The following is a 21,500-nucleotide window of genomic DNA, read 5'->3' as shown; positions in this document are numbered from 1 at the left end:
GGAGGACGGCCCCGCGCGGGGCGGATCTCGGCGCGGCAGACTGGCCACGTGATCATCGGGGTCGGGATCGACGTCGTGCCGGTCGAGCGCTTCGCCGCGTCGCTCGTGCGCACACCCGCGCTGCGCGACCGGCTCTTCACCGCGGCCGAGCAGCACACGCCCTCCGGGGCGCCGCGGAGCAGCGAGTCGCTGGCCGCCCGCTTCGCCGCCAAGGAGGCCCTGGCCAAGGCGCTGGGCGCGCCGGGGGACCTGCGGTGGCACGACGCCGAGGTCACCGTCGGCGACCACGGACGGCCGCGCCTGGAGGTGCGCGGGAGCGTCGCCGGCCGGGCCGCCCAGCTCGGGGTGACCACCTGGCACGTCTCGCTCAGCCACGACGGCGGGATCGCCTCGGCCGTGGTGGTGGCCGAGGGTCTCGCCGTGCTCGGGGACGCCCGATGATCGGCCTGTACACCGCCGAGGAGGTCCGAGCGGCCGAGGCGCCGCTGCTGGCCGCCACCGCCGAGGGCGCACTGATGGAGCGCGCGGCCGCGGGCCTGGCCTCGGTGTGCGGACGCCTGCTCGGCGCGGTCTACGGACGGCGGGTCGCCCTGCTCGTCGGCAGCGGCAACAACGGTGGCGACGCGCTCCTGGCCGGCGCCCGCCTGGCCGGCCGGGGAGCCCGCGTCACCGCCGTCCTCCTGGACCCCGAGCGCGCGCACCCCGCGGGCCTGTCCGCCCTGCGGCGGGCCGGTGGGCGGGTGCTGGCCGCCGCGGACCCGGCGGCGCAGCAGCCGATCGCGCGCGCCGACCTGGTGCTGGACGGGATGCTGGGCATCGGCGGCCGCGGCGGGCTGCGGCGGAACGCGGTCGAGCTCGCTTGGGCAGCCGCGGACGGCGCGGGCATCACCGTCGCCGTCGACGTCCCCAGCGGCATCGACGCCTCCACCGGAGAGGTGGACGGGGTCGCCTTCCCCGCGCTGCACACGGTCACCTTCGGCGCGGTGAAGCGCGGGCTGGTCGTGGGTGAGGGGCGGGGCCACGCCGGGCAGGTCCACCTCGTCGACATCGGGCTGGGCCCCCACCTGCCCGCCGCGACGGCCTGGCAGCTCACCGACGCCGACGTCGCGGCCCGCCTCGAGCCGCCGTCCGCGGGGGACGACAAGTACTCCCAGGGCGTCGTCGGCGTCCTCGCCGGGTCTGCCACCTACCCGGGGGCCGCGGTGCTGTGCACCGGCGCCGCGCTGCGCACCCGTCCCGGCCTGGTCCGCTACGCCGGGGGAGCGGCCGAGGGCGTCCGCGCGGCGTGGCCCGAGGCGCTGGTCACCGAGGGCGGGCCCGGCGACGCCGGACGCGTGCAGGCCTGGGTGGTCGGGCCCGGCGGCGGTACCGACGACGCCGCGCGCGCGGCGCTCGCGGAGGTCCTGGCCACCGACCTGCCGGTGCTGGTCGACGCCGACGCCCTCACGCTGCTGGCGCGCGAGCCCGACCTGGTGCGGCGGCGGAGCGCGCCGACGGTGCTGACCCCGCACGACCGCGAGTTCGAGCGCTTCGGCACCCCCGTGGGCACCGACCGGATCGGGGCGGCCCGCCGGCTGGCCGCGGACCTCGGGGCCGTGGTCCTGCTCAAGGGCGACGCCACCGTCGTCGCGGACCCCGGCGGGACGACGTTCGTGAACGGCACCGGCACCGCGGACCTGGCGACCGCGGGCACCGGCGACGTCCTCAGCGGCATCGCCGGAGCCGTCCTCGCGACCCAGGGCACCACCGGCCTGGACACCGCCGAGGCGGCCGCCGTCGCCGCCCACGTGCACGGCCGGGCCGGCCGGCTCGCCGCGTGGCGCGGGCCGCTGATCGCCGGCGATCTCGTGCGGCGGCTGCCGGAGGCCGTCGGCCAGGTGCGCGGGGTCCCGCCGGCCCTCCTGGGAGACTCGCCGACGTGACCACGACTCCGGGAGCCGGCCGCGCCGAGGTGGTCGTCGACCTCGACGCGATCGCCGCGAACACCGCCGTGCTGCGCGAGCGGGTCGGCCGCCCGCTCATGGCCGTGGTCAAGGCCGACGGGTACGGCCACGGCCTGGTGCCCGCGGCCCGCGCCGTCCTCGCCGGCGGCGCGGACTGCCTCGGGGTCGCTGTCGTGGCCGAGGCGCTCGCCCTGCGCGCCGCCGGGGTGACCGCGCCGGTCCTCGCCTGGCTGAACGGGCCGGGCACGGACGTCGCGGCCGCGCTGGCCGCCGACGTCGAGCTCTCCGTCAGCGCCGGCTGGGGACTCGAGGAGGTGCTCGCCGCCGCCCGTGCCGCGGGCCGGCCCGCCCGCGTGCACCTGGCCGTCGACACCGGGCTCTCCCGCGAGGGCGCCACCCCCGACGACTGGCCCGGCCTGGTCGCCGCCGCGGCCCGCGCGCAGGCCGACGGGGACGTCGCCGTCGTCGGGCTGTGGAGCCACCTCGCGTATGCCGACGCGCCCACGCACCCCACGATCGGCGCCCAGGTGCGGGTGTTCGAGCAGGCGGTGGCGGTGGCCCGGGACGCGGGTCTGACCGACGCCCGGCGGCACCTGGCCAACTCGGCCGCGACCATCGCGCTGCCCGGGACGTGGTTCGACCTGGTGCGGCCCGGCATCGCCCTGTACGGGCTGGACCCCATGGGTGGGGACCCGCGGCAGCACGGCCTGCGCCCGGCGATGACGGTGCGGGCGCAGGTCGCCCACACCAAGCGGGTACCGGCCGGTGCCGGCGTCTCCTACGGGCACACCTACGCCACGGAGCGGGAGACGACGCTGGCCCTCGTGCCGGTCGGCTACGCCGACGGCATCCCGCGGGCGGTGGGCAACCGGGCTCCGGTCCTCGCCGCGGGCGCGCAGCGGACGATCGCCGGCCGGGTGTGCATGGACCAGTTCGTGCTCGACGTCGGCGACGACGGGATCGCCCCGGGCGACGACGTCGTGCTCTGGGGCCCGGGGGACGACGGGGAGCCGACGGCGCAGCAGTGGGCCGACGCGGGCGACACCATCCACTACGAGCTGGTCACCCGGGTCGGTGGGCGCTTCACCCGCCGCTACGTCGGCTCGGCCGGTTCGATCTGATGGCGCGCGCACGCCAGCAGCACGCCCATCCCGCCGCGCACACCGTCGGGGTGGTCGGCGCCGTCGTCGGCCTGGCCGCGGCCGGGACCGCCGCAGGCGTCGCGCTCACCCGGATCGCCCGGCGCCGGCTGAGCGTCGAGGCGCCACGACCGGCCGACCTCGCGGCCGTGCCGGAGGCGGAGCTGCGGGCCAGTGACCCGCTGGGTCCGGACGCCCGGCGCGCGGACCGCACGGCGCTGGTGCGCGCGGCCGACGGCGTCCTGCTCAACGTGGAGGAGGTCGGTCCGCCCGATGCGCCGCTGACCGTCGTCTTCGTCCACGGCTACACGCTGTCGATGGGCTCCTGGGCCTTCCAGCGCCGCACCCTCGCCGCCCAGCTGGCCACGGCGAACGGCCACCGGCCCACCGCCCGGCTGGTCTTCTACGACCAGCGCGGGCACGGTGCGTCCGGGCGGGGGCCGAGCGAGCACTCGACCATCGAGCAGCTGGCCAGCGACCTGGCGGTCGTGCTCGACGCGCGGGTGCCCCGGGGCCCGGTGGTCCTGGTCGGCCACTCCATGGGCGGCATGACCGTCATGGGGCTGGCCGCGCTGCGCCCCGAGCTGTTCGGCACCCGGATCGTCGGGGCGGCGCTGCTGTCCACCTCCAGCGGGAACCTGGCCGACCTGACCTTCGGGCTGCCGAAGTTCCTCACGCGGGTGCGGGCGACGGTGCTGCCGATCGCGGCGTGGACGATGCGCCGCCGGCCGGCCATCGCGGAAGGCACGCGGCGGGCGGCCGCCGATCTGATCTCGGTCGTCACCCGCTCGCTGTCCTTCGCCTCGCCCGACGTCGACCCCGCGCTCGTCCACTACCTCGACGCGATGATCGCCGGGACGCCGGTCGACGTGATCGCGGAGTTCTACCCCGCGCTGGCCGGGCTGGACGGGACGGGCGCCCTGGAGCCGCTGCGCCGCGTCCCGACGCTGGTCCTCACCGGCGACGCCGACCGGATGATCCCCCAGGAGCACAGCGAGCTGATCATCGAGCGGCTGCCGGAATCGGAGTTCGTGGTCGTCCCCGGCGCCGGGCACATGGTCCTGCTGGAGAAACCGGACGTGGTGGACGAGGCGCTCACCGGGCTGCTGCGCCGGGTCGCCGCCGCGCAGCCCGGGGGCCGCTGACGATGGCCCCCCGATCGCCGGCGCCCGACGCGGCCGCCGAGGACGTGGCGCGCACCGCGGCCGCGTCCCCCGACTGGGGCACGCTCGCCACCGTGGCCAGCGACTGCGTCGCCTGCCCCGAGCTCGCCGCCACCCGGCAGCACGTCGTCGTCGGGGACGTGCCGGCGTCCGGCCGGCCGCGGCTGGTGCTGGTCGGCGAGGCGCCGGGCGCCACCGAGGACGAGACCGGCCGGCCGTTCGTCGGGAAGTCCGGCCAGCTGCTCGACCACCTGCTGGGCGAGGCCGGTCTGGACCGCGCCGAGGCGGCCGTCCTCAACATCGTCAAGTGCCGCCCGCCGGGGAACCGCACGCCGAAGGCCCCGGAAGTGGCCCGCTGCAGCGGCTGGCTGCGCCGCCAGCTCGAGCTCCTCGACGCGCCCGTCGTCGTCGCCCTGGGCCTCTCGTCGGCGAAGTGGTTCCTCGGCCCGCGCACGGTGCTGGCCGCGGTGCGCGGTCGCCCGCACGAGGTCGGCGGACGGTCGGTCTGGGCGACCTACCACCCGTCGGCGGCGCTCCGCTTCGGGCCGAAGGGCGCACCCCGGGCCGGTCTGCTGGCCGACCTCACCGCCGTCGCCGAGTCGCTGGGAGGTCCTGAGTGAAGGCCGAGCACCTGCTCCCGACCGTCGAGGACACCGAGGCGCTGGGCGCGGCGCTCGCCGGGATCGTCGTCCCCGGGGACCTGGTGATCCTGGTCGGGCCCCTCGGAGCGGGGAAGACCGCGCTGACCCGGGGCCTCGGACGCGGGCTGGGTGTGGCCGAGCCGGTCACCTCGCCCACGTTCGTCATCGCCCGCGTGCACACCGGCGGGCGCCTGCCGCTGGTGCACGTCGACGCCTACCGGCTGGGCGGCGCCGCCGACGTCGACGACCTGGACCTCGACGTCACCGTCGCCGACTCGGTCACCGTCGTCGAGTGGGGGCAGGGCCTGGTCGAGCAGCTGACCGACGAGCACCTCGAGGTGCGGCTGGACCGGCGCGACGACGACGTCCGCACCGCCCTGCTCGTGCCGCACGGCCCCGGCTGGGAGCAGCGGATCGGCTGACGCCGTGGCGGTCCCGGCCCCTGGTCACGCCTGGCCGAGCACCGCCCGCCGCAGCTGCGGTGCCAGCTTCCGGGAGTACTCGGCGGTCAGGTGCATCTCGTCGACGTACACCGGGGTGGTGCCGACGACGGCCGGGCACCGGCCGTCGACGCAGAACCAGTCCTCCGTGGCGACCCAGGTGGCGCCCACCGCCGCCGCGGCGTCGCGCTCGATGCCGGAGGTGGATTCGTAGGAGGCCGTCAGCGGAGCGACGCAGTCGGACGGCGAATTGAAGGCGGTGGCGCAGTCGTCCAGCGCGACCGAGGTCGGGGGCGAGGCCAGCACCACCACCCGCGCGCCCGTCGCCTGCACCCGCCCCATGACCTCCTCGCCGCCCGACCGCCAGGCGGCCGGCACGTCCGCCCGGGTGTCCACCAGCGTCGCGACGTAGTGGTTGCTCATGATCACGACGTCCGGCGGGTCGGCGGCGATGCGGTCCAGCGCCCACTCGCGGTGCGTGTCGCACGAGCGCAGCACCGGCTCGGAGTAGCCGCGGACGGTCGCGGTGATGTTGGGGCACTCGTGCCAGGTCAGCATCTGGATCGACCACTCCTCGGCCGACAGCGCCTGCCGCAGTCCCGGCACCCAGCTCGCCGCGATCGAGTCACCGAGCAGCACGGCCCGCTGTGGCGCGAGCGGGTCGCCGTACACGCAGCGGCCCACGTTGTGCTGGTCGATGTCGAGGCACTCGTCGACCTGCCACTCCGGGGCCTTCGCCAGCGGCAGGTCGCCGAGTGCCGGGACCAGCGGCCCCCACTCGGCGGTGTCGAGCGAGGCCCGGATCTCCTCCCGCAGCGCTGCGTCGGTGGCTCCGGCGTCCGCGGCGTCCAGTGCGGCCGCGGCCGGGGCCGCGGTGACCGCGGGTACCGGCTGGGACCGGTGGTCGGGCAGCAGCGCGATGCACGCCCAGCCGGTCAGGCCGGCGAGCACGGTCAGCCCGGCGGCGCTCCGCACCCGGCGGAGGGCGACCGCGCGGCGTGGCACCCTGCGGGCCGGTCCGGTGCGCGGCGACCGGACGGGGGTGAGCAGCGGCTTCTCCACCACGACGTAGGAGACGGTGGCCAGCAGCACCGAGAGCGCGACGGCGGACCCGTAGAAGGTCCACGTGCCCGGGCCCACCACCACGCCCAGGAGCACGACGACGGGCCAGTGCCACAGGTACAGCGAGTAGGAGATGTCGCCGAGGAACCGCGCGACGGAGCCGGTCAGCAGCCACGTGCTGCCGGGGCCGCCGGAGGCGTTGCCGAACGCCACGAGCGCGGCCGCACCCAGGACGGGGAGCGCGGCGGCGGACCCGGGGAAGTCCGTCTCCGCGGAGTAGGTGAACGCCGCGACGAGGATCGCGGCCAGGCCGGCCCACGCCGCTCCGGCGCGCACGACCGCCGGCAGCCGCTGCAGGGACGCGGCCGACACCGCGACGAGGGCGCCGACGCCCAGTTCCCAGGTGCGGGTGAAGGTGGAGAAGTAGGCGGTCGCCGGGGAGTCGGCGGTGGCGTGCACCGACCAGGCGAACGACGCGGCGCACACGGCGACCGTCGCGCAGCCCAGCGCGACCCGCCGGTGCCGGCCGGCCACGAGCGCGGACACGGCCAGGACGAGCACCGGCCAGCCCAGGTAGAACTGCTCCTCGACCGCGAGCGACCAGAAGTGCTGCACGGGGGAGTGCGGGGTGCCGGCGGCGAAGTAGTCGGTGCCCCGCTGCGCGAAGTGGACGTTGGCGGCGAAGCCGAGCGACCACAGGCTGTCGACGACGATCTGCTGTGCCCGCTGGCCGAGGAAGAGCGTCTGCGCGACGACGCTGGTCACGGCGAGGACCACGACCGCGGCGGGCAGGATGCGGCGGGCCCGGCGGCGGTAGAAGTCGCGGAAGGAAATCCGGCCCGACCGTTCCCGCTCGCGGAGGAGCAGGCCGGTGATGAGGAACCCGGAGATGACGAAGAAGACGTCGACGCCGACGTAGCCGCCCGCGGGCCGGCCGGTGACGTGGTTCAGGACGACCAGGGCGACGGCCAGCGCCCGCAGGCCCTGGATGTCGGGGCGGAAGTGGCTCGTCGTGCCGGCTGCCCGGCGGACGGGGATCCGGGCGGTGGCCGGGGCGGTGACCGGGGCCGGTGGGCGCGGTCGCTCGGGGGCGAGGACGCTCACCGGCGGTCAGGAGAGACGTGGCGGTGTCGCGCGCCGCTGACGGCGTCCGGCATCGGTGGCTCTCATTCGCGCGGGGAGGACGGGTCCGTTCCACCCCGCACCCTATGCGACCCCGAGTGACCATAGGGGCACCGAGCGTGGTGCGTCGTCTCAGTGGCTCAGTGGCGGAAGACGACCAGCCGCAGCATCACGAAGTTCCACGCCGTGCCGAGGCCCTGGGAGATCGCCCAGGCCAGCGTGATGCGCCACGACGACTCCGGCAGCACCAGCAGCGCGAGCGCGTTCACCCCCAGGATCAGGAAGAACGTCGTCCCGTAGAGCAGCGCGAAGCTCCCCGCCCGCCGCGCGCCGCCGGTGACCTGGAAGGCCCAGCGCCGGTTGAGGGCGTACGCGGTGGTGGTGCCGGCGACGAAGCTCAGCGCACGCGCGGCGTGCGTGGGCAGCCCGAGGTGCAGGCCGAGGAAGTACACCGACAGGTCGACGATCGCCGAGAAGCCACCGACGATCGCGAAGCGGACCAGCTGGCCCACCAGCCCCGGGCGGACCGGTGCCGCCGCGTCGTCCTGGACCACGACCACGTCCTCCCGAGGAGCCGTACCGGAACTCCCGTCCCGGCTCCGGCTCGTCGCCGGGTTGCGGGCATTCTCCCCCGAGCGGCCAGGCGATCCGCGGCAGGTGCGTCGGTACCGTCCGCGTCGTGAGCGACCGACACGGTGTCCGGGTGGAGCTGGTCCGTCTGCCGCCGGACGTGCTCCAGGCGCTCGCCGACGGCGACCGGGCCGCGGCCGAGGCGAGGGCGCCCGTGCCGTTGAGCGGATACCTCGCCGGGCCCGAGTGCCACTGGGTGTGGACGATGCGGGCCGAGCAGGTCCGCACGGATCCGCCGAGCGCGGCATGGATCACCGCGGTCGTGTGGGATCCGGAGCGCCGGCTCGCCGTCGGACGGGCCGGCTTCCACGGCCCGCCGGACGACCGGGGCATGGTCGAGATCGGCTACTCGATCGACCCGGAGCACCGCCGGCGGGGATATGCGCGGGCCGCGGTGCGCTCGTTGCTGGACCGGGCCGCCCGCGAGCCCGGCGTCCGGGTCGTGCGGGCCTCGGTCGGCCCGGCCAACGAACCCTCGCTGCAGCTGGTCCGGTCGCTCGGCTTCGTGGTGGTGGGGGAGCAGGTCGACGAGCAGGACGGGCCGGAGATCGTGCACGAGCGCGCGGCCGGCTGACCCGGCGCCGCCCGGCAGGGCCGGCTGCCCGTGCGCACTACCCTGGGCTCTCGTGCTCGTCCTCGCGCTCGACACCGCCACCCCGACCCTGGTCGCCGGCGTGGCCCGGTGGTCGCCGGAGGCCACCGAGGTGCTCGCCGAGCGCGCGGTGCCCTCGGGCACGAAGCACGCCGAGCTGCTCACCCCCGCGATCCGGGTGGCGCTGGATGACGCCGGGGTGACGCTCGCCGATCTCGACGCGGTGGTCACCGGACTCGGGCCCGGGCCGTTCACCGGGCTGCGGGTCGGGATCGTGACCGCCGCGGCGCTGGCCGACGCCCGCGGGCTGCCCGTGGTGGGGGTCTGCTCGCTGGACGCCGTCGGCTCCGGAGCGCGCACGGTGGTCACCGACGCGCGGCGCAAGGAGGTCTACTGGGCCGCCTACGACGCGGCGGGTTCCCGCGTCGAGGGCCCCGGGGTGGTGCGTCCGGAGGAGCTGGGCCGGTCCGGCCCGTTCGCCGGGGACCCGGCGTTCGCCGAGCGGCTCGGCGCGCCCGTCGACCCCGCCGGGGTGACGACGACGGGGCTGCTGCGCGCGGCGGCGCCCCAGCTCGCCGATCCGGCTCTGCTCGACGGCTCGGCCCCGCCCGCGCCGCTGGTGCCGCTGTACCTGCGCCGGCCCGACGCCGTGCCGCCGACCGCGATCAAGGCGGTCACGCAGTGACCGCGCTGCGGTCGATGCGCCTGGCCGACCTGCCCGCGGTCATGGAGCTCGAGGAGGAGCTCTTCGCGCCCGACACGTGGACGGCGGCCATGTACCGCGAGGAGCTGGCCCGGACCGACACCCGCCACTACCTCGTGGCCGACGACGACGGGGCCGTCATCGGCTACGCCGGCCTGATCGCCTACGACGACGAGGCGCACGTGGCGACGATCGGCGTGACCGGAGCCCGGCAGGGCGAGGGCGTCGGCGCGCAGCTGCTGGACGCGCTGCTGGCCGAGGCCGACCGCCGCAGCCCGGTCGTGCTGCTGGAGGTGCGGGCGGACAACGAGCACGCCCAGGAGCTCTACCGGCGCCGCGGCTTCACCGAGATCGGCCGCCGGCGCGGCTACTACCAGCCCAGCGGCACCGACGCCGTCGTAATGAAGAGGGAGCGGGCAAGGGCGTGAGCATCGCAGCGAGGAACGAGCGAGGAGCGGAGCGCCCCGCGGGAGCGACGAGCGCAGGGACCACGCCATGAGCGAGCCCCTGGTGCTCGGGTTCGAGACCTCGTGCGACGAGACCGGCGTCGGCATCGTGCGCGGGCACACCCTGCTGGCCGACGCCCTGGCCACCTCCATGGCCGAGCACGAGCGCTTCGGGGGTGTGGTGCCGGAGATCGCCTCGCGCGCCCACCTGGAGGCGATGGTGCCCACGGTCCACCGCGCCCTGGCCGACGCCGGCATCCGCGCCTCCGACATCGACGCCGTGGCGGTCACCAGCGGGCCCGGGCTGACCGGCGCGCTGCTGGTCGGCGTCGCGGCGGCCAAGGCCTACGCGCTGGCGCTGGACAAGCCGCTGTACGGCGTCAACCACCTCGCCGCCCACGTCGCCGTCGACGAGCTGCAGCACGGCCCGCTGGCCGAGCCGTCGATCGCGATGCTGGTCTCCGGCGGGCACAGCTCCCTGCTGCTCGTCCCCGACCTCGCCCAGGACGTCCAGCCGCTCGGGCGGACCATCGACGACGCCGCGGGGGAGGCGTTCGACAAGGTCGCCCGCGTCCTCGGCCTGCCCTTCCCCGGCGGTCCGCCGATCGACAAGGCGGCCCGCGACGGCGACCCGTCGGCGATCGCGTTCCCGCGCGGGCTCACCGGCCAGCGGGACGCGCCCTACGACTTCTCGTTCTCCGGCCTGAAGACCGCCGTCGCCCGCTGGGTCGAGGCGCGGCAGCGGGCCGGGGAGCCGGTGCCACTGGCCGACGTCGCGGCGTCCTTCCAGGAGGCGGTCGCCGACGTGCTCACCGCCAAGGCGGTGCGCGCCTGCCGCGACCACGGCGTGGACCAGCTGGTGCTGGGCGGGGGAGTGGCGGCCAACTCGCGGCTGCGGGCTCTCGCGGAGGAGCGGTGCGCCGCGGCCGGCATCGTGCTGCGGGTGCCCAGCCCGAAGCTGTGCACCGACAACGGCGCGATGGTGGCCGCGCTCGGCTCCCGCCTGGTCGCGGCGGGCGTCGCGCCGTCGGCTCCGGACCTGGGCGCCGACAGCGCCCTGCCGATCGACGTCGTCAGCCGCTAGCGCTCAGGTGGTGACGTCGCAGACGAGCACGGTGGGTGCCCCGGCGACCCGGGTGACGACGACGGTCGCCGTCCCGCGGGCGTCGGTGCGCAGCTGCCGCGCGAGCGACTCCGGCTCGACGGGGGAGCCGCGCTTCTTGACCACCACCCGGCCGACCCCGCGCGTGCGCAGCAGCGCCCTGAGCTTCTTGAGGTTGAAGGGCAGCACCTCGTCGACCCGGTAGGAGCTGACCCACGGGGAGTCCGTGGGGCCGTCGGAGGACAGGTAGGCGATCGTCGGGTCGACGAGCGTGGCCCCGAGGTCGGCGGCCACCAGCGCGACCAGGCCTGAGCGGATGACCGCCGGGTCCGGCTCGTGCAGCCACCCGCGCACCGGGCCGGGCTCCGCGAGCCCGGGGTCGGCGTCCGCGGTCAGCTCGTGCACGACGCCGTCGCGCACCAGCGCCGCCCGCCGCCAGGTCGCCGAGACCGCCGGACCCCAGAGCAGGGCCTCGACGATCGAGCCGCCGACCGAGACCCACTCCGCCTCCACGCCGGCCGGCACCCGGTCGTGGTCCAGGCCGGGCGCGACCTTCACCACCGACGTCGGCACCTTCTCCAGGAGCAGCGCGACGGTCGACCACGGGGGCGACCAGCGGTCGGGGTCCAGCAGCCGCCGGCCGCCGGCCCGCCGGGCGGGGTCGAGTACGGCGGCTCCGCACCCGGCCACCTCGCCGCCGCGGGCCGCCGCGACCAGCTCCACGGCGTCGCCGGCGACCACCCAGACGTCGTCGGCCAGACCGAGCGCCTCGACGTTGGCGGCGGTCAGCTCGCGGGCGACCGGGTCGACGTCGACGGCCAGCACGCGGGCGCCGGCCCGGGCCAGGGCGATCGTGTCCGTGCCGGCCGCGCACCCGAGGTCGGCGACGGAGTCGGCACCCCCGGCCAGCAGCCGGCCCGCGCGACGGGCGGCGAGCTCCGGGCGACCGGCCTGCTCGAGGGTGTCGGCGGTGAAGAGCAGCCGCTCGGCGTCGGGGCCGAACGCCGGCCGGGCCTTCAGCCGCTGGCGGGCGATGCCCCACGCGGGTCCGGCCAGGTCCGTGCCGACCTCGGCGCGCAGCCGGGTCAGCCCGGCGACCGGATCGGCGCCGGCGTCGAGGAGCGCTCCTGCCCGCGTCAGGGCCGCGGCGCCCTCCGGCGTGGCCAGCGCGCGCAGCTGGCGCACCGTCTCGGCGGCCTGCGCGTCGGTGTCCGGGTCCACCGGGACAGCCTGGCCTACGGGGGTTCGCGTCCCGCCGTCACCCACTGCGGGGACCGGGTTGAGTGGCTGGCACTCTCGTAGGTAGAGTGCCAACCGACACGGGCTGGCGCCCGACCCCCGCGACGGCGGGTGCCCGGACCCCGTGCCACAGCATCAGCACCACCAGCAGTACCTCCATCTGCCGTCCTATCCCGAAGGGGGCGTCACCGACGTGACGACCGCTACCAAGGTCAGCATCAAGCCGCTGGAGGACCGTGTGGTGGTCCAGGCCAACGAGGCCGAGACCACCACCGCCTCCGGTCTGGTCATCCCGGACACCGCCAAGGAGAAGCCCCAGGAGGGCACCGTCGTCGCCGTGGGCCCCGGCCGCATCGACGACAACGGCAACCGCGTCCCGCTCGACGTGAACGTGGGCGACGTGGTCATCTACTCCAAGTACGGCGGCACCGAGGTCAAGTACGCCGGCGAGGAGTACCTCGTGCTCTCCGCCCGCGACCTGCTCGCCGTCGTGGAGAAGTGACCTCTCCTCAGCAGCACTGAGCTCTCGCGCTCACCCGACCGCCCCGGCGACCCGAACACCGGGTCCCGGGGCGGTCTCTGTTGGGCCTCACCCGCCCAGCCCACCCCCTGCTCCACTGATCGAGAGGTCCTTTCATGGCCAAGATCATCAAGTTCAACGAGGACGCCCGCCGCGCGCTCGAGAGCGGTGTCGACAAGCTCGCCGACGCCGTCCGGGTGACCATCGGCCCGCGCGGCCGCAACGTCGTGATCGACAAGAAGTTCGGCGCGCCCACCATCACCAACGACGGTGTGACGATCGCCCGCGAGATCGAGCTCGAGGACCCCTACGAGAACCTCGGCGCCCAGCTGGCGAAGAACGTCGCCACCAAGACCAACGACGTCGCCGGTGACGGCACCACCACCGCCACCGTGCTGGCGCAGGCCCTGGTCCACGAGGGCATGCGCAACGTCGCCGCCGGGGCCAACCCGATGGCGCTGGGCCGCGGCATGCGCGCCGCGCTCGACGCGGTGCACGCCGCGCTGGACGCCGCCGCCATCCCGGTCGAGGACCGCGCCGCCATCTCCGGCGTCGCCACCATCTCCGCCCAGGACGCCACCGTCGGCGAGCTCATCGGCGAGGCCATGGAGCGGGTCGGCAAGGACGGCGTCATCACCGTCGAGGAGAGCAACACCCTCGAGACCGACCTCGACGTCACCGAGGGCGTGCAGTTCGACAAGGGCTACCTCTCGCCGTACTTCGTCACCGACCAGGAGGCCATGGAGGCCGTCCTGGACGACGCCCTCGTGCTGCTGGTCAGCGGCAAGATCGGCGCCCTGGCCACCCTGCTCCCGCTGCTGGAGAAGGTCCTGGGTTCCGGCGCCCGGCCGCTGCTCATCGTGGCCGAGGACGTCGAGGGCGAGGCGCTGTCCACCCTCGTCGTGAACTCCATCCGCAAGACCATCAAGGTCGTCGCGGTGAAGTCGCCCTACTTCGGCGACCGCCGCACGGCGTTCATGACCGACCTCGCCATCGTCACCGGCGGTCAGGTCGTCAGCGAGGACGTCGGCCTCTCGCTGGAGTCGGTCGGCCTCGAGGTGCTCGGCACCGCGCGCCGGGTGACCGTCACCAAGGACACCACCACGATCGTCGACGGCGGCGGCACGTCCGACACCATCGCCGACCGGGTCGCGCAGATCCGCCGCGACATCGAGAACACCGATTCCGACTGGGACCGCGAGAAGCTCCAGGAGCGCCTCGCGAAGCTCGCCGGTGGCATCGGCGTCATCCGCGTCGGCGCGGCCACCGAGGTCGAGCTCAAGGAGCGCAAGCACCGCATCGAGGACGCCATCGCGGCCACCCGCGCGGCGGTCGAGGAGGGGGTCATCCCCGGCGGTGGCTCGGCCCTGGTGCACGCGGCCGAGGCGGTCGACGCCCTCGACCTGCAGGGTGACGAGCTGACCGGCGCCCGCGCCGTCCGCACCGCCCTGGACGCCCCCGCGGTGCAGATCGCCGAGAACGCGGGCTTCGAGGGTCGCGTCGTGGTCAGCAAGACCCGCGAGGCCGGCAAGGGTCAGGGCTTCAACGCCGCGACTGGGGAGTACGGCGACCTCGCCGCCCAGGGCGTCATCGACCCGGTCAAGGTCACCAAGGCCGCGCTGGAGAACGCCGTCTCCATCGCGGCGATGATCCTGACCACCGACTCCGCGGTCGTCGAGGCCCCGGAGGAGGAGGACGAGCACGCCGGCGGGCACCACACCCACGGCCACTCGCACGGCGGCCACGGCCACAGCCACTGAGCGTCGCCGCCGGGATCAGGTGACCTGATCCCGGCGCGTCCTCCCTCACCGCACACCGTGAGGGAGGACGCGCTCCGGTGAGGGTGACGCCCGACGGCGCACCTCGCGCCGGGCACACGAGAGGGCCCGGTCCAGGAATTCTGGACCGGGCCCTCTCGACGTCTCGCGGGGTCCGGTCAGACCCCGGCAGCGACGGCGGCCGGCTCGGCGGCGATCAGCCGGGCCCGCTCCTCCTCGCTCATCCCACCCCAGACGCCGTAGGGCTCGCGCACCGAGAGCGCGTGCTTCAGGCAGGCGTCGACGACCGGGCACCGCCCGCAGACCGCCTTGGCCGCGGCCTGACGCCGCGCCCGTGCGGGCCCGCGCTCGCCGTCGGGGTGGAAGAAGAGTGACGTGTTCTCGCCACGGCAGGAACCGTGGAGCTGCCAGTCCCAGACCTCGGCCACGGGCGTCGGGAGTCTGCGGATGTCGGCCATGTCGCCTCCAGGCTTCGAACGAGCCGGAGGACGTCCGGCCTTCAAAGGCGGCGGTGCCCGAGGCCCTGCATGGTCAAACACGTCGTGATCGCAACTTTTCGCCGCTGCCACCCGTCCGTGGCGCTCACCCCCGAGGGTGAGGGCCGCTGTTGCCCGCCTTCGGACTCGATCAAGGTGAGTTCGCGCCGTACCGGATCCGGGAGGGGGAGAGACCCGGATCCGCGTGCGACGAGCGCGAGGGTGCGGGGCTGCCAGGTGGGGCCCCCGCCCGAGCGGCAACCCGGCCGGGGTCAGCCCCGGCCGGTACGGACCCGGCACCGACCGCCGGGCTGAGCGAGGAGCAGGCGTGATCGAGGACAGGATGCGCGCGACCGGTGGTCCCGGTGCGACCGTGTGGGTGTACGACGAGCGCCGGCGGGTCCGGGACGACGTCGCCTCGCGCCTGGTCGCGCTGTCCTTCGTCGGCCGGGTCGAGGTCGTGGGTGACCCCGGATCCCTGATGTCGCGGCTGGAGACGCGCGTGCCCGACGTCCTCATCGTCGGCACCCAGCGCGCGGTCGACACCGGTCTCACCGCCGCCACCCAGGCGCTGCGCGCCCACCCCGGCCTGCCGGTGCTGGTGCTCGGTGCGCCCGACGACGCCGAGAGCGTCCGGGCGGCCGTGGCCTTCGGTGCCCGCGGCTACCTGCGCTGGGACGCCAGCCCGATCGAGATGGGCCTGGGCCTGTCGCGGGTCGGCCTGCGCCCCGAGGGCGCCCGCATCCCGCAGCAGCTCTCCGGCCCGCAGATGGCCGGCGCCTCGTCCTGGAGCGGGGCCACCCCGCTGGCCGGCTCGGCCCCGACCACGGTGCGCTCGACGGTCCGGGAGGCCACACCCGTCGCCGCCCTGTCGATGCGCGAGATGCAGGTGCTCACCGGCATGAGCCAGGGGAAGAGCAACGCCCAGATCGGCCGCGAGCTCTACCTGTCCGAGGACACCATCAAGACCCACGCCCGGCGGCTGTTCCGCAAGCTCGGTGCCAAGGACCGCGCGGAGGCCGTCGCCATCGGCTTCCGCCGGGGCGTCATGAGCTGACCGCCCGACCGCCCTCGCACGACCTCGCCCGGGTGCCCGCTGCTGCGGGCCCCGGGCGAGCTGCGTTCCTGCTCAGGCCAGCACCCGTGGCGCGACCGGCAGGACCTGGCGGCAATCGGGGGTGTAGCCGCCCCCCGCGCGGTGGACGCTCGCGGTTGCCCTGCAGACGTCGGCTGCCTTGTGCAGCACCCGCTTCGCCCGGAGCTCCTTCTGCACCCAGGCCACCGGCAGCGTCGCGGTCGTCCGGTTCGTGCGGGCGCCCAGCGCCGCGGCGATCCCGGCCGCCTGCCCGATCGCCATGTACTGGGGCTCCATGCGCAGCGAGCCGTACGCCGTCGGGGACGACGACACGGCGACCGGGGCGAGCACGTTGAGCACGCTCCCGACCCTCGGCACCATGGCGTTGTAGGGGATCTCGTACACCGGGGCGGTGGAGTGCACCGAGCGGTCCCGGTACAGCGTCCCGTCCACGCTCACCCAGTGGCTCATCTTGATGTCGACGTTGTAGGACGCCAGTGCGATGGCGCTGGACTTGGTCCGGGCCGTGAAGAGGTCCCGCTCGGTCATCGTGTATCGGCCGTGGATCCGGAGCGCCTCGCGCACGTACGGCTCGCGCGGCCAGTTCCCGTTGTCGACGAACTCGTCCGCGCACAGTCCGAAACGGGCGAACTCGGTGCGCAACCCCTCCGGCACGGAGGGGTCGGTGCCGACGAAGTGGAAGAAGGACTCGACGTAGCCCCGGAGCACCTTGTTGTAGTACGTCCGGCTGGCCCGGCTGGTGAAGTACCCGGCCGGCGCGGGGATGTTGGTGAAGGCCTTCCAGCCGGCGTTCAGGTCGTACTTCCCGTTGGGCAGGCGGGCGAGCTGGAAGATGTCGCTGTTCAGCGTCCCGTTGCTCTCGGTCCGGACGGTCGGGTTCAGGCTCCCCGCCATAAGCCGGAAGGAGGGCAGCAGCTGGGCGTAGTTCGCGGCCGGCCGGAACGGCACCGCCCGCGCGGCGTCCGGCGTGACGCACAGCCGGTACGCCAGCGACGTCCCACCCTGCGCGTAGACGTCCCGGTAGGGCGGCAGCGTCGACGGCTCGATCCGGATGAAGGGGTTCTGCAGGTACGCCGCGGTGGCGTCCGCCCGGTCGGCCGGCGCGGGGATCACCCGTTCCCAGTCGCGCGCGAGCGGGAGCGTCTCCCCGTGGTCCAGGAGGTCGGCGAGACCGAGGCGGGCCGGGACGCCGGCCTTGGCCAGCAGGTCCCCGGTGTAGCTGGCGTCGACGAAGTTCTCGGCGCAGTAGGAGCGGTTGCCCGCCAGCACCAGGCAGGCGATCTTCCGGTTCTTGACCACGGCCCGGTACACGGGCGCTCTCACGCGCACCGCCACTCCCCGGCGGGCCAGCATGTCGCGGAAGATCCGCTCGGCGACGTGCGGCTCGAACCGCCAGGTCTTCGGGTCGCCGTAGTGCTTCCGGACCTGCGCGAAGAACTCCTTCGCGATGCCCTGCACGGCGCCCGGCGAGCCGATGTCCGAGGCGCTGATGCCGTTCGACATCATCCCGCCGACCGTGGGGCCTTCGGCCAGCAGCGTCACCTTCGCCCCGGCGTCGGCGGCGGCCGCCGCGGCCGCCACCCCGGCGGGCGTGCCGCCGTAGACGACCACGTCGCGGTCGATGCGCACGCCCTTGGCGGCGACGGCGACACCGGGGATCAGCACCAGGAGGACGGTGACGACGGCGGCCGCCCCGCGCAGCAGGGCCCTGGCCCCCGTGCGCTGCGACGCAGGGGCGGGGAGTGGCGGACGGGACCTCGTCGGCCCGGGGGTGGCGGGGTTCAGCTGCATGCGTGGTTCCAATCGAAGCCGTCGGTCCACTGGGTGAGGACCACCCGACCGCCGGGTGTCAGCGGTGCCGAGGAGCACAGCCGCTGGGCCTGCGTCACCGACGAGGGGCCGGCCAGCCAGTTGGGCAGACCCCGCAGCGGGCTGCCGGCCGGCACCGTCGTGCCGGTGATGACCTTCCACTGCCGGGGGGTCGAGTAGATGCCGACCCGGGTGATGCCCACGGAGTCGAAGTAGTCGGTCATGCCCTCCAGCACGGCGGTGTTGCGTACCGTGCCACCCGCCGTGCGGTCCCAGGTGTTGCCCGTCCTGCCCGACTCGTCGATCTCCGCGTCCAGCCACCAGACCAGTGCCTCCGGCGGGGTCACCGCCCGGACCCAGGCCACGTCCTCGGCGGCCCGGTTCCAGCCGTACTGGTAGGCGCAGGCCGTCGAGTTCGTGCCGTCGCACCCGTGGCCGCGCTGGGTGGTCCCGGACGTCGGCCAGTACGTGGTGAGGTGCCTGACCGCCCCGGGGTTGGCCGTGTTCACGTAGACCTGCTGCCGCGGCTGGCTCGTGCCACCGGAGGACCCGGCGGCCCAGGCGAGCTGGGTGGCCAGGCACGGGTTCTCGGTCGTCGGCTTGCCCCCGTTGACTCCGACGATGCCGAAGTCCTGACCGGTGGGCAGCGCCGTGCCGCACTGCGGGAAGGAGACGTCGGCGCCGCGGTGCTGCACGTCGTACCAGCGGTGCAGGAAGGTCGCCGTCGCCCCCCGGGTGGCGGGCTTGGCGGGCCGGAAGGTGCCGTCGGTGTAGACCGGGGCGATCCCGTCGCGCGCCAGCGCGGCGATCGACCCGCAGTAGGGAGAGGCGGCGACGACGTCCGGTGCAGGCTTCCCGGTGCACGCGGGTGCCGCCGTCCGGCCGGCGCCGAGCTTGTGCACGAAGACGGCCATGGACTGGCGGGTCACCGGCGACCGCGGGGAGAACGTGGTCCCGCCGGCGGTGATGCCCGCGCTCTTCAGCCAGGCGATCGAGCCGCAGTACGGCGAGCTCTTCGGCACGTCGCGGTACGGCGCGGCGGTGCACGCGGGGGGCCTGGCCCCGCCGTGGGCAGCCTTGTAGAGGAACACCGCCATCTGCTGCCGCGTCACCGGGGCGGTGGGGGAGAACCTCCCGGGTGCGGTGCCCTGGGTGATGCCCCGGTCGACCAGCCACTGGACGTCCGCGGCGTAGGAGGCGCCGGCCGGCACGTCGGTGAACCGGGGAGCCGCCGCCGCGCCGGGTGCGGTCGCCAGCACGGCGGCCGCCACGGCGACCACCAGCACGACGGTCGTGGCGGCTCTGCGGCGCAGTCCCACGCGGGGCCCCGTTCTCCGGTGGAGCGACCCGCGGGATCCGGACGCGCTGCGCCCGGCGCCCGGCAGGACGCGGCCCGCCGGTGCGGGCCGGCCCCGTTCCTAGCATCCGGAACGCCGTCGTCCCGGCTCCTCGGCCGGGGCGCGAACGCCTCCGTCACACCGCTCCCACGTGCCCCGGAGGGCGCACGGCGAGGAGGGGTGACCGGCCGGTCAGTCCTCGCGCGCGTGCCGGCCGGTGCCGTGGCGGCCGGTGGGCTCGTCGCGATCGGCGGCCGCGGCCACCCCGTCGGCGTAGCCGCTGGCGTAGTCCCAGCTGACGTAGTCGTCCGGGTCGGGGTCGAAGGGCGGCTCGTGCCGGCCCGTCTGCCCCTCGTCCAGGAGCTGGCGCAGATTGGCGGACATCAGCGCCCAGTCGACGTGGTGCTCCTCGTCGCAGTCGGGGCAGTCGACCACGATGCCCTTCACGCCCGTCGGCTCCAGCAGCGTGCGGAACACCTCGAGCTCGGCGAGGTCGTCGAGGATGCCGGCGCGCTCCTCGAGGGTCAGCGGCGGCGGGCCCTGGTCGCCCGGACCGAAGTCCGGGTCCGGGGCCCCGAAGTCGGGGCCGGAGCCGTCGTCGAACGCAGACACGGGGTCCACGGTAACGGCCCGGCGGGCGGCGCACCCCCCACCCGGTGGTGCCGCCTACGATCGACGTGGACTTCCTGCGCCCGGTCGGGGTGCCGGCCGGAGTCCGAACCCGAAAGTGGAGGGGTGGCGGCCCACATGCAGCCCGAATTCGTGCCCGAGCTGCCGGCGAAGTTCGCCCCGCTCGGTCTGACCTACGACGACGTGCTGCTGGTGCCCGGCGCCTCGGACGTCGTCCCGGCGGAGGTGGACACCAGCAGCCGGGTGACCCGTCGCATCCGGCTCGCCGTCCCGCTGCTGTCCAGTGCCATGGACACCGTCACCGAGTCCCGGATGGCGATCGCCATGGCCCGGGTCGGCGGCATGGGCGTGCTGCACCGCAACCTCTCCGCGGAGGACCAGGCCGGCCAGGCCGACCTCGTGAAGCGGTCCGAGGCCGGCATGGTGACCAACCCCGTCACCTGCTCGCCCGACAACACCCTCGCCGAGGTCGACGCGCTGTCGGCGCGCTACCGGATCAGCGGCGCACCGGTCGTCGACGCCGACGGCGTGCTGGTCGGCATCGTCACCAACCGCGACATGCGGTTCGAGACCGACTACAACCGCCTGGTCCGCGACGTCATGACGCCGATGCCGCTGATCACCGCGCCGGTCGGGGTGGACGCCGACACCTCCCTGCGCCTGCTGTCCAAGCACAAGGTCGAGAAGCTGCCGCTGGTCGACGACGCCGGCCGGCTGCGCGGGCTGATCACGGTCAAGGACTTCGTCAAGCGCGACCAGTTCCCCCTGTCGACCAAGGACGCCAACGGCCGACTGGTCGTCGGTGCGGCCCTCGGCGTGGGCGAGGACGCCTACAAGCGCGCCGGCCTGCTGGTCGACGCGGGCGTGGACGTGCTCGTCGTCGACACCGCCCACGGTCACCAGCGCGCCGTGCTGGAGATGGTCGCCCGGGTCAAGAAGGACTTCGGCGGCGACGACGGCGTCGAGGTCGTCGGCGGCAACATCGCCACCCGCGCCGGCGCCCAGGCGCTGATCGACGCCGGTGCCGACGCGGTCAAGGTGGGGGTCGGACCCGGCTCGATCTGCACCACCCGCGTGGTCGCCGGCGTCGGCGTCCCGCAGGTCAGCGCCGTCTACGAGGCCTGGCTCGCGGCCGGGCCGGCGGGCGTGCCGGTCATCGCCGACGGCGGCCTGCAGTACTCCGGCGACATCGCCAAGGCCCTGGTCGCCGGCGCGGACACCGTGATGATCGGTGGGCTGTTCGCCGGCGTCGAGGAGGCGCCGGGCGAGCTCGTCTTCATGAACGGCAAGCAGTACAAGACCTACCGCGGCATGGGCTCCCTGGGGGCGATGCAGAAGCGCGGCAACCAGTCCTTCAGCCGCGACCGGTACTTCGCCGACGACGTCCTCTCCGACGACAAGCTCGTCCCCGAGGGCATCGAGGGCCAGGTGCCCTACCGCGGCGCCCTGGCCGGCGTCGCCCACCAGCTCGTCGGAGGCCTGCAGGCCTCCATGGGCTACGCGGGTGCCGCCACCATCGACGACCTCAAGGAGCGCGGGCAGCTGACCCGCATCACGTCGGCGGGTCTGGTGGAGAGCCACCCCCATGACATCCAGATGACCGTCGAAGCACCGAACTACCGGGGCCGCTGA

The 21,500-nt window shown here is 75.1% G+C and carries 21 protein-coding genes; 14 read left to right on the top strand and 7 right to left on the bottom strand.

Annotated elements, in window-relative coordinates; translation table 11 throughout:
* Positions 1 to 48 precede the first annotated feature (48 nt).
* The 6 genes from ACI793_RS15790 to tsaE are packed head-to-tail and all read left to right on the top strand — an operon-like array spanning position 49 to position 5,308.
* A complete protein-coding gene (locus tag ACI793_RS15790) occupies positions 49 to 441 on the top strand; it encodes a holo-ACP synthase (RefSeq protein ID WP_456607330.1) in 393 nt (130 codons plus the stop codon).
* On the top strand, positions 438 to 1,922 hold the full coding sequence (locus ACI793_RS15785) for an NAD(P)H-hydrate dehydratase (RefSeq protein ID WP_456607329.1): 1,485 nt from the start codon (positions 438 to 440) through the stop codon (positions 1,920 to 1,922). The genes ACI793_RS15790 and ACI793_RS15785 overlap by 4 nt, the downstream gene beginning before the upstream one ends.
* Positions 1,919 to 3,064 carry an alanine racemase gene (alr, locus tag ACI793_RS15780; RefSeq protein WP_456607328.1) on the top strand — a complete coding sequence of 382 codons (1,146 nt, stop codon included), beginning with the start codon at positions 1,919 to 1,921 and terminating at the stop codon, positions 3,062 to 3,064. Before ACI793_RS15785 ends, alr begins: the two co-directional genes overlap by 4 nt.
* Positions 3,064 to 4,227: an alpha/beta fold hydrolase gene (locus tag ACI793_RS15775; protein WP_456607327.1), complete on the top strand. Its 1,164-nt coding sequence runs from the start codon at positions 3,064 to 3,066 to the stop codon at positions 4,225 to 4,227. The genes alr and ACI793_RS15775 overlap by 1 nt, the downstream gene beginning before the upstream one ends.
* Before the next feature lie 44 nt (positions 4,228 to 4,271).
* Positions 4,272 to 4,865: a uracil-DNA glycosylase gene (locus tag ACI793_RS15770; protein ID WP_456607326.1), complete on the top strand. Its 594-nt coding sequence runs from the start codon at positions 4,272 to 4,274 to the stop codon at positions 4,863 to 4,865.
* Entirely contained in the window at positions 4,862 to 5,308 is a 447-nt protein-coding gene (gene tsaE, locus ACI793_RS15765; RefSeq protein ID WP_456607325.1) for a tRNA (adenosine(37)-N6)-threonylcarbamoyltransferase complex ATPase subunit type 1 TsaE, read from the top strand. Before ACI793_RS15770 ends, tsaE begins: the two co-directional genes overlap by 4 nt.
* Before the next feature lie 24 nt (positions 5,309 to 5,332).
* Here the strand turns inward: tsaE and ACI793_RS15760 are convergent, their stop codons facing one another.
* Both ACI793_RS15760 and ACI793_RS15755 read right to left on the bottom strand, forming a co-directional pair.
* Positions 5,333 to 7,492 carry an acyltransferase family protein gene (locus ACI793_RS15760; protein ID WP_456607324.1) on the bottom strand — a complete coding sequence of 720 codons (2,160 nt, stop codon included), beginning with the start codon at positions 7,490 to 7,492 and terminating at the stop codon, positions 5,333 to 5,335.
* A 158-nt stretch (positions 7,493 to 7,650) separates the two neighbouring features.
* Positions 7,651 to 8,064, bottom strand: a complete 414-nt coding sequence (locus tag ACI793_RS15755) for a GtrA family protein (protein WP_456607323.1) — start codon at positions 8,062 to 8,064, stop codon at positions 7,651 to 7,653.
* A 125-nt stretch (positions 8,065 to 8,189) separates the two neighbouring features.
* Here ACI793_RS15755 and ACI793_RS15750 point away from each other — a divergent pair, with 125 nt between their 5' ends.
* From ACI793_RS15750 to tsaD, 4 genes are all read left to right on the top strand, one after another.
* Positions 8,190 to 8,714 (top strand): GNAT family N-acetyltransferase, encoded by a 525-nt coding sequence (locus ACI793_RS15750; RefSeq protein ID WP_456607322.1) that lies wholly within the window; start codon positions 8,190 to 8,192, stop codon positions 8,712 to 8,714.
* Between the two features lie 52 nt (positions 8,715 to 8,766).
* A complete protein-coding gene (tsaB, locus tag ACI793_RS15745; RefSeq protein ID WP_456607321.1) occupies positions 8,767 to 9,417 on the top strand; it encodes a tRNA (adenosine(37)-N6)-threonylcarbamoyltransferase complex dimerization subunit type 1 TsaB in 651 nt (216 codons plus the stop codon).
* Positions 9,414 to 9,863, top strand: coding sequence for a ribosomal protein S18-alanine N-acetyltransferase (rimI, locus tag ACI793_RS15740; protein WP_456607320.1), 450 nt, complete (start codon positions 9,414 to 9,416; stop codon positions 9,861 to 9,863). The genes tsaB and rimI overlap by 4 nt, the downstream gene beginning before the upstream one ends.
* A 67-nt stretch (positions 9,864 to 9,930) precedes the next feature.
* Positions 9,931 to 10,965, top strand: coding sequence for a tRNA (adenosine(37)-N6)-threonylcarbamoyltransferase complex transferase subunit TsaD (gene tsaD / locus ACI793_RS15735; RefSeq protein WP_456607319.1), 1,035 nt, complete (start codon positions 9,931 to 9,933; stop codon positions 10,963 to 10,965).
* A gap of 3 nt (positions 10,966 to 10,968) precedes the next feature.
* On the opposite strand, the gene ACI793_RS15730 is transcribed toward tsaD, so the two are convergent.
* Complete coding sequence (locus tag ACI793_RS15730) at positions 10,969 to 12,204, bottom strand: THUMP-like domain-containing protein (RefSeq protein ID WP_456607318.1); 1,236 nt, start codon at positions 12,202 to 12,204, stop codon at positions 10,969 to 10,971.
* A gap of 142 nt (positions 12,205 to 12,346) precedes the next feature.
* On the opposite strand from ACI793_RS15730, the gene groES reads away from it, so the two are divergent.
* Positions 12,347 to 12,724 (top strand): co-chaperone GroES, encoded by a 378-nt coding sequence (gene groES, locus ACI793_RS15725; protein ID WP_449495072.1) that lies wholly within the window; start codon positions 12,347 to 12,349, stop codon positions 12,722 to 12,724.
* A gap of 134 nt (positions 12,725 to 12,858) precedes the next feature.
* A complete protein-coding gene (gene groL / locus ACI793_RS15720; protein WP_456607317.1) occupies positions 12,859 to 14,502 on the top strand; it encodes a chaperonin GroEL in 1,644 nt (547 codons plus the stop codon).
* A gap of 176 nt (positions 14,503 to 14,678) precedes the next feature.
* On the opposite strand, the gene ACI793_RS15715 is transcribed toward groL, so the two are convergent.
* Complete coding sequence (locus tag ACI793_RS15715) at positions 14,679 to 14,978, bottom strand: WhiB family transcriptional regulator (RefSeq protein WP_091770065.1); 300 nt, start codon at positions 14,976 to 14,978, stop codon at positions 14,679 to 14,681.
* A 346-nt stretch (positions 14,979 to 15,324) separates the two neighbouring features.
* Between ACI793_RS15715 and ACI793_RS15710 the strand changes: the two genes are divergently transcribed.
* Positions 15,325 to 16,053 carry a response regulator transcription factor gene (locus tag ACI793_RS15710; RefSeq protein ID WP_456607316.1) on the top strand — a complete coding sequence of 243 codons (729 nt, stop codon included), beginning with the start codon at positions 15,325 to 15,327 and terminating at the stop codon, positions 16,051 to 16,053.
* Between the two features lie 72 nt (positions 16,054 to 16,125).
* On the opposite strand, the gene ACI793_RS15705 is transcribed toward ACI793_RS15710, so the two are convergent.
* From ACI793_RS15705 to ACI793_RS15695, 3 genes are all read right to left on the bottom strand, one after another.
* Entirely contained in the window at positions 16,126 to 17,883 is a 1,758-nt protein-coding gene (locus tag ACI793_RS15705) for an FAD-dependent oxidoreductase (protein ID WP_456607315.1), read from the bottom strand.
* Positions 17,874 to 19,220 (bottom strand): S-layer homology domain-containing protein, encoded by a 1,347-nt coding sequence (locus ACI793_RS15700; protein WP_456607314.1) that lies wholly within the window; start codon positions 19,218 to 19,220, stop codon positions 17,874 to 17,876. The genes ACI793_RS15705 and ACI793_RS15700 overlap by 10 nt, the downstream gene beginning before the upstream one ends.
* Before the next feature lie 210 nt (positions 19,221 to 19,430).
* On the bottom strand, positions 19,431 to 19,850 hold the full coding sequence (locus tag ACI793_RS15695) for a DUF5319 family protein (protein ID WP_456607313.1): 420 nt from the start codon (positions 19,848 to 19,850) through the stop codon (positions 19,431 to 19,433).
* Between the two features lie 135 nt (positions 19,851 to 19,985).
* Between ACI793_RS15695 and guaB the strand changes: the two genes are divergently transcribed.
* Positions 19,986 to 21,500: an IMP dehydrogenase gene (gene guaB / locus ACI793_RS15690; RefSeq protein WP_456607312.1), complete on the top strand. Its 1,515-nt coding sequence runs from the start codon at positions 19,986 to 19,988 to the stop codon at positions 21,498 to 21,500.

This window comes from Blastococcus sp. SYSU DS0617 (assembly GCF_054051075.1).
This window is presented reverse-complemented; position numbering and strand designations above follow the sequence as displayed.

Bases quoted from the DNA above. Each gene is read 5' to 3' on its own strand.
- ACI793_RS15775 (WP_456607327.1), top strand. From the start codon at position 3,064: ATGGCGCGCGCACGCCAGCAGCACGCCCATCCCGCCGCGCACACCGTC.
- ACI793_RS15715 (WP_091770065.1), bottom strand. From the start codon at position 14,978: ATGGCCGACATCCGCAGACTCCCGACGCCCGTGGCCGAGGTCTGGGAC.
- groL (WP_456607317.1), top strand. From the start codon at position 12,859: ATGGCCAAGATCATCAAGTTCAACGAGGACGCCCGCCGCGCGCTCGAG.
- tsaD (WP_456607319.1), top strand. From the start codon at position 9,931: ATGAGCGAGCCCCTGGTGCTCGGGTTCGAGACCTCGTGCGACGAGACC.
- guaB (WP_456607312.1), top strand. From the start codon at position 19,986: ATGCAGCCCGAATTCGTGCCCGAGCTGCCGGCGAAGTTCGCCCCGCTC.
- ACI793_RS15785 (WP_456607329.1), top strand. From the start codon at position 438: ATGATCGGCCTGTACACCGCCGAGGAGGTCCGAGCGGCCGAGGCGCCG.
- ACI793_RS15705 (WP_456607315.1), bottom strand. From the start codon at position 17,883: ATGCAGCTGAACCCCGCCACCCCCGGGCCGACGAGGTCCCGTCCGCCA.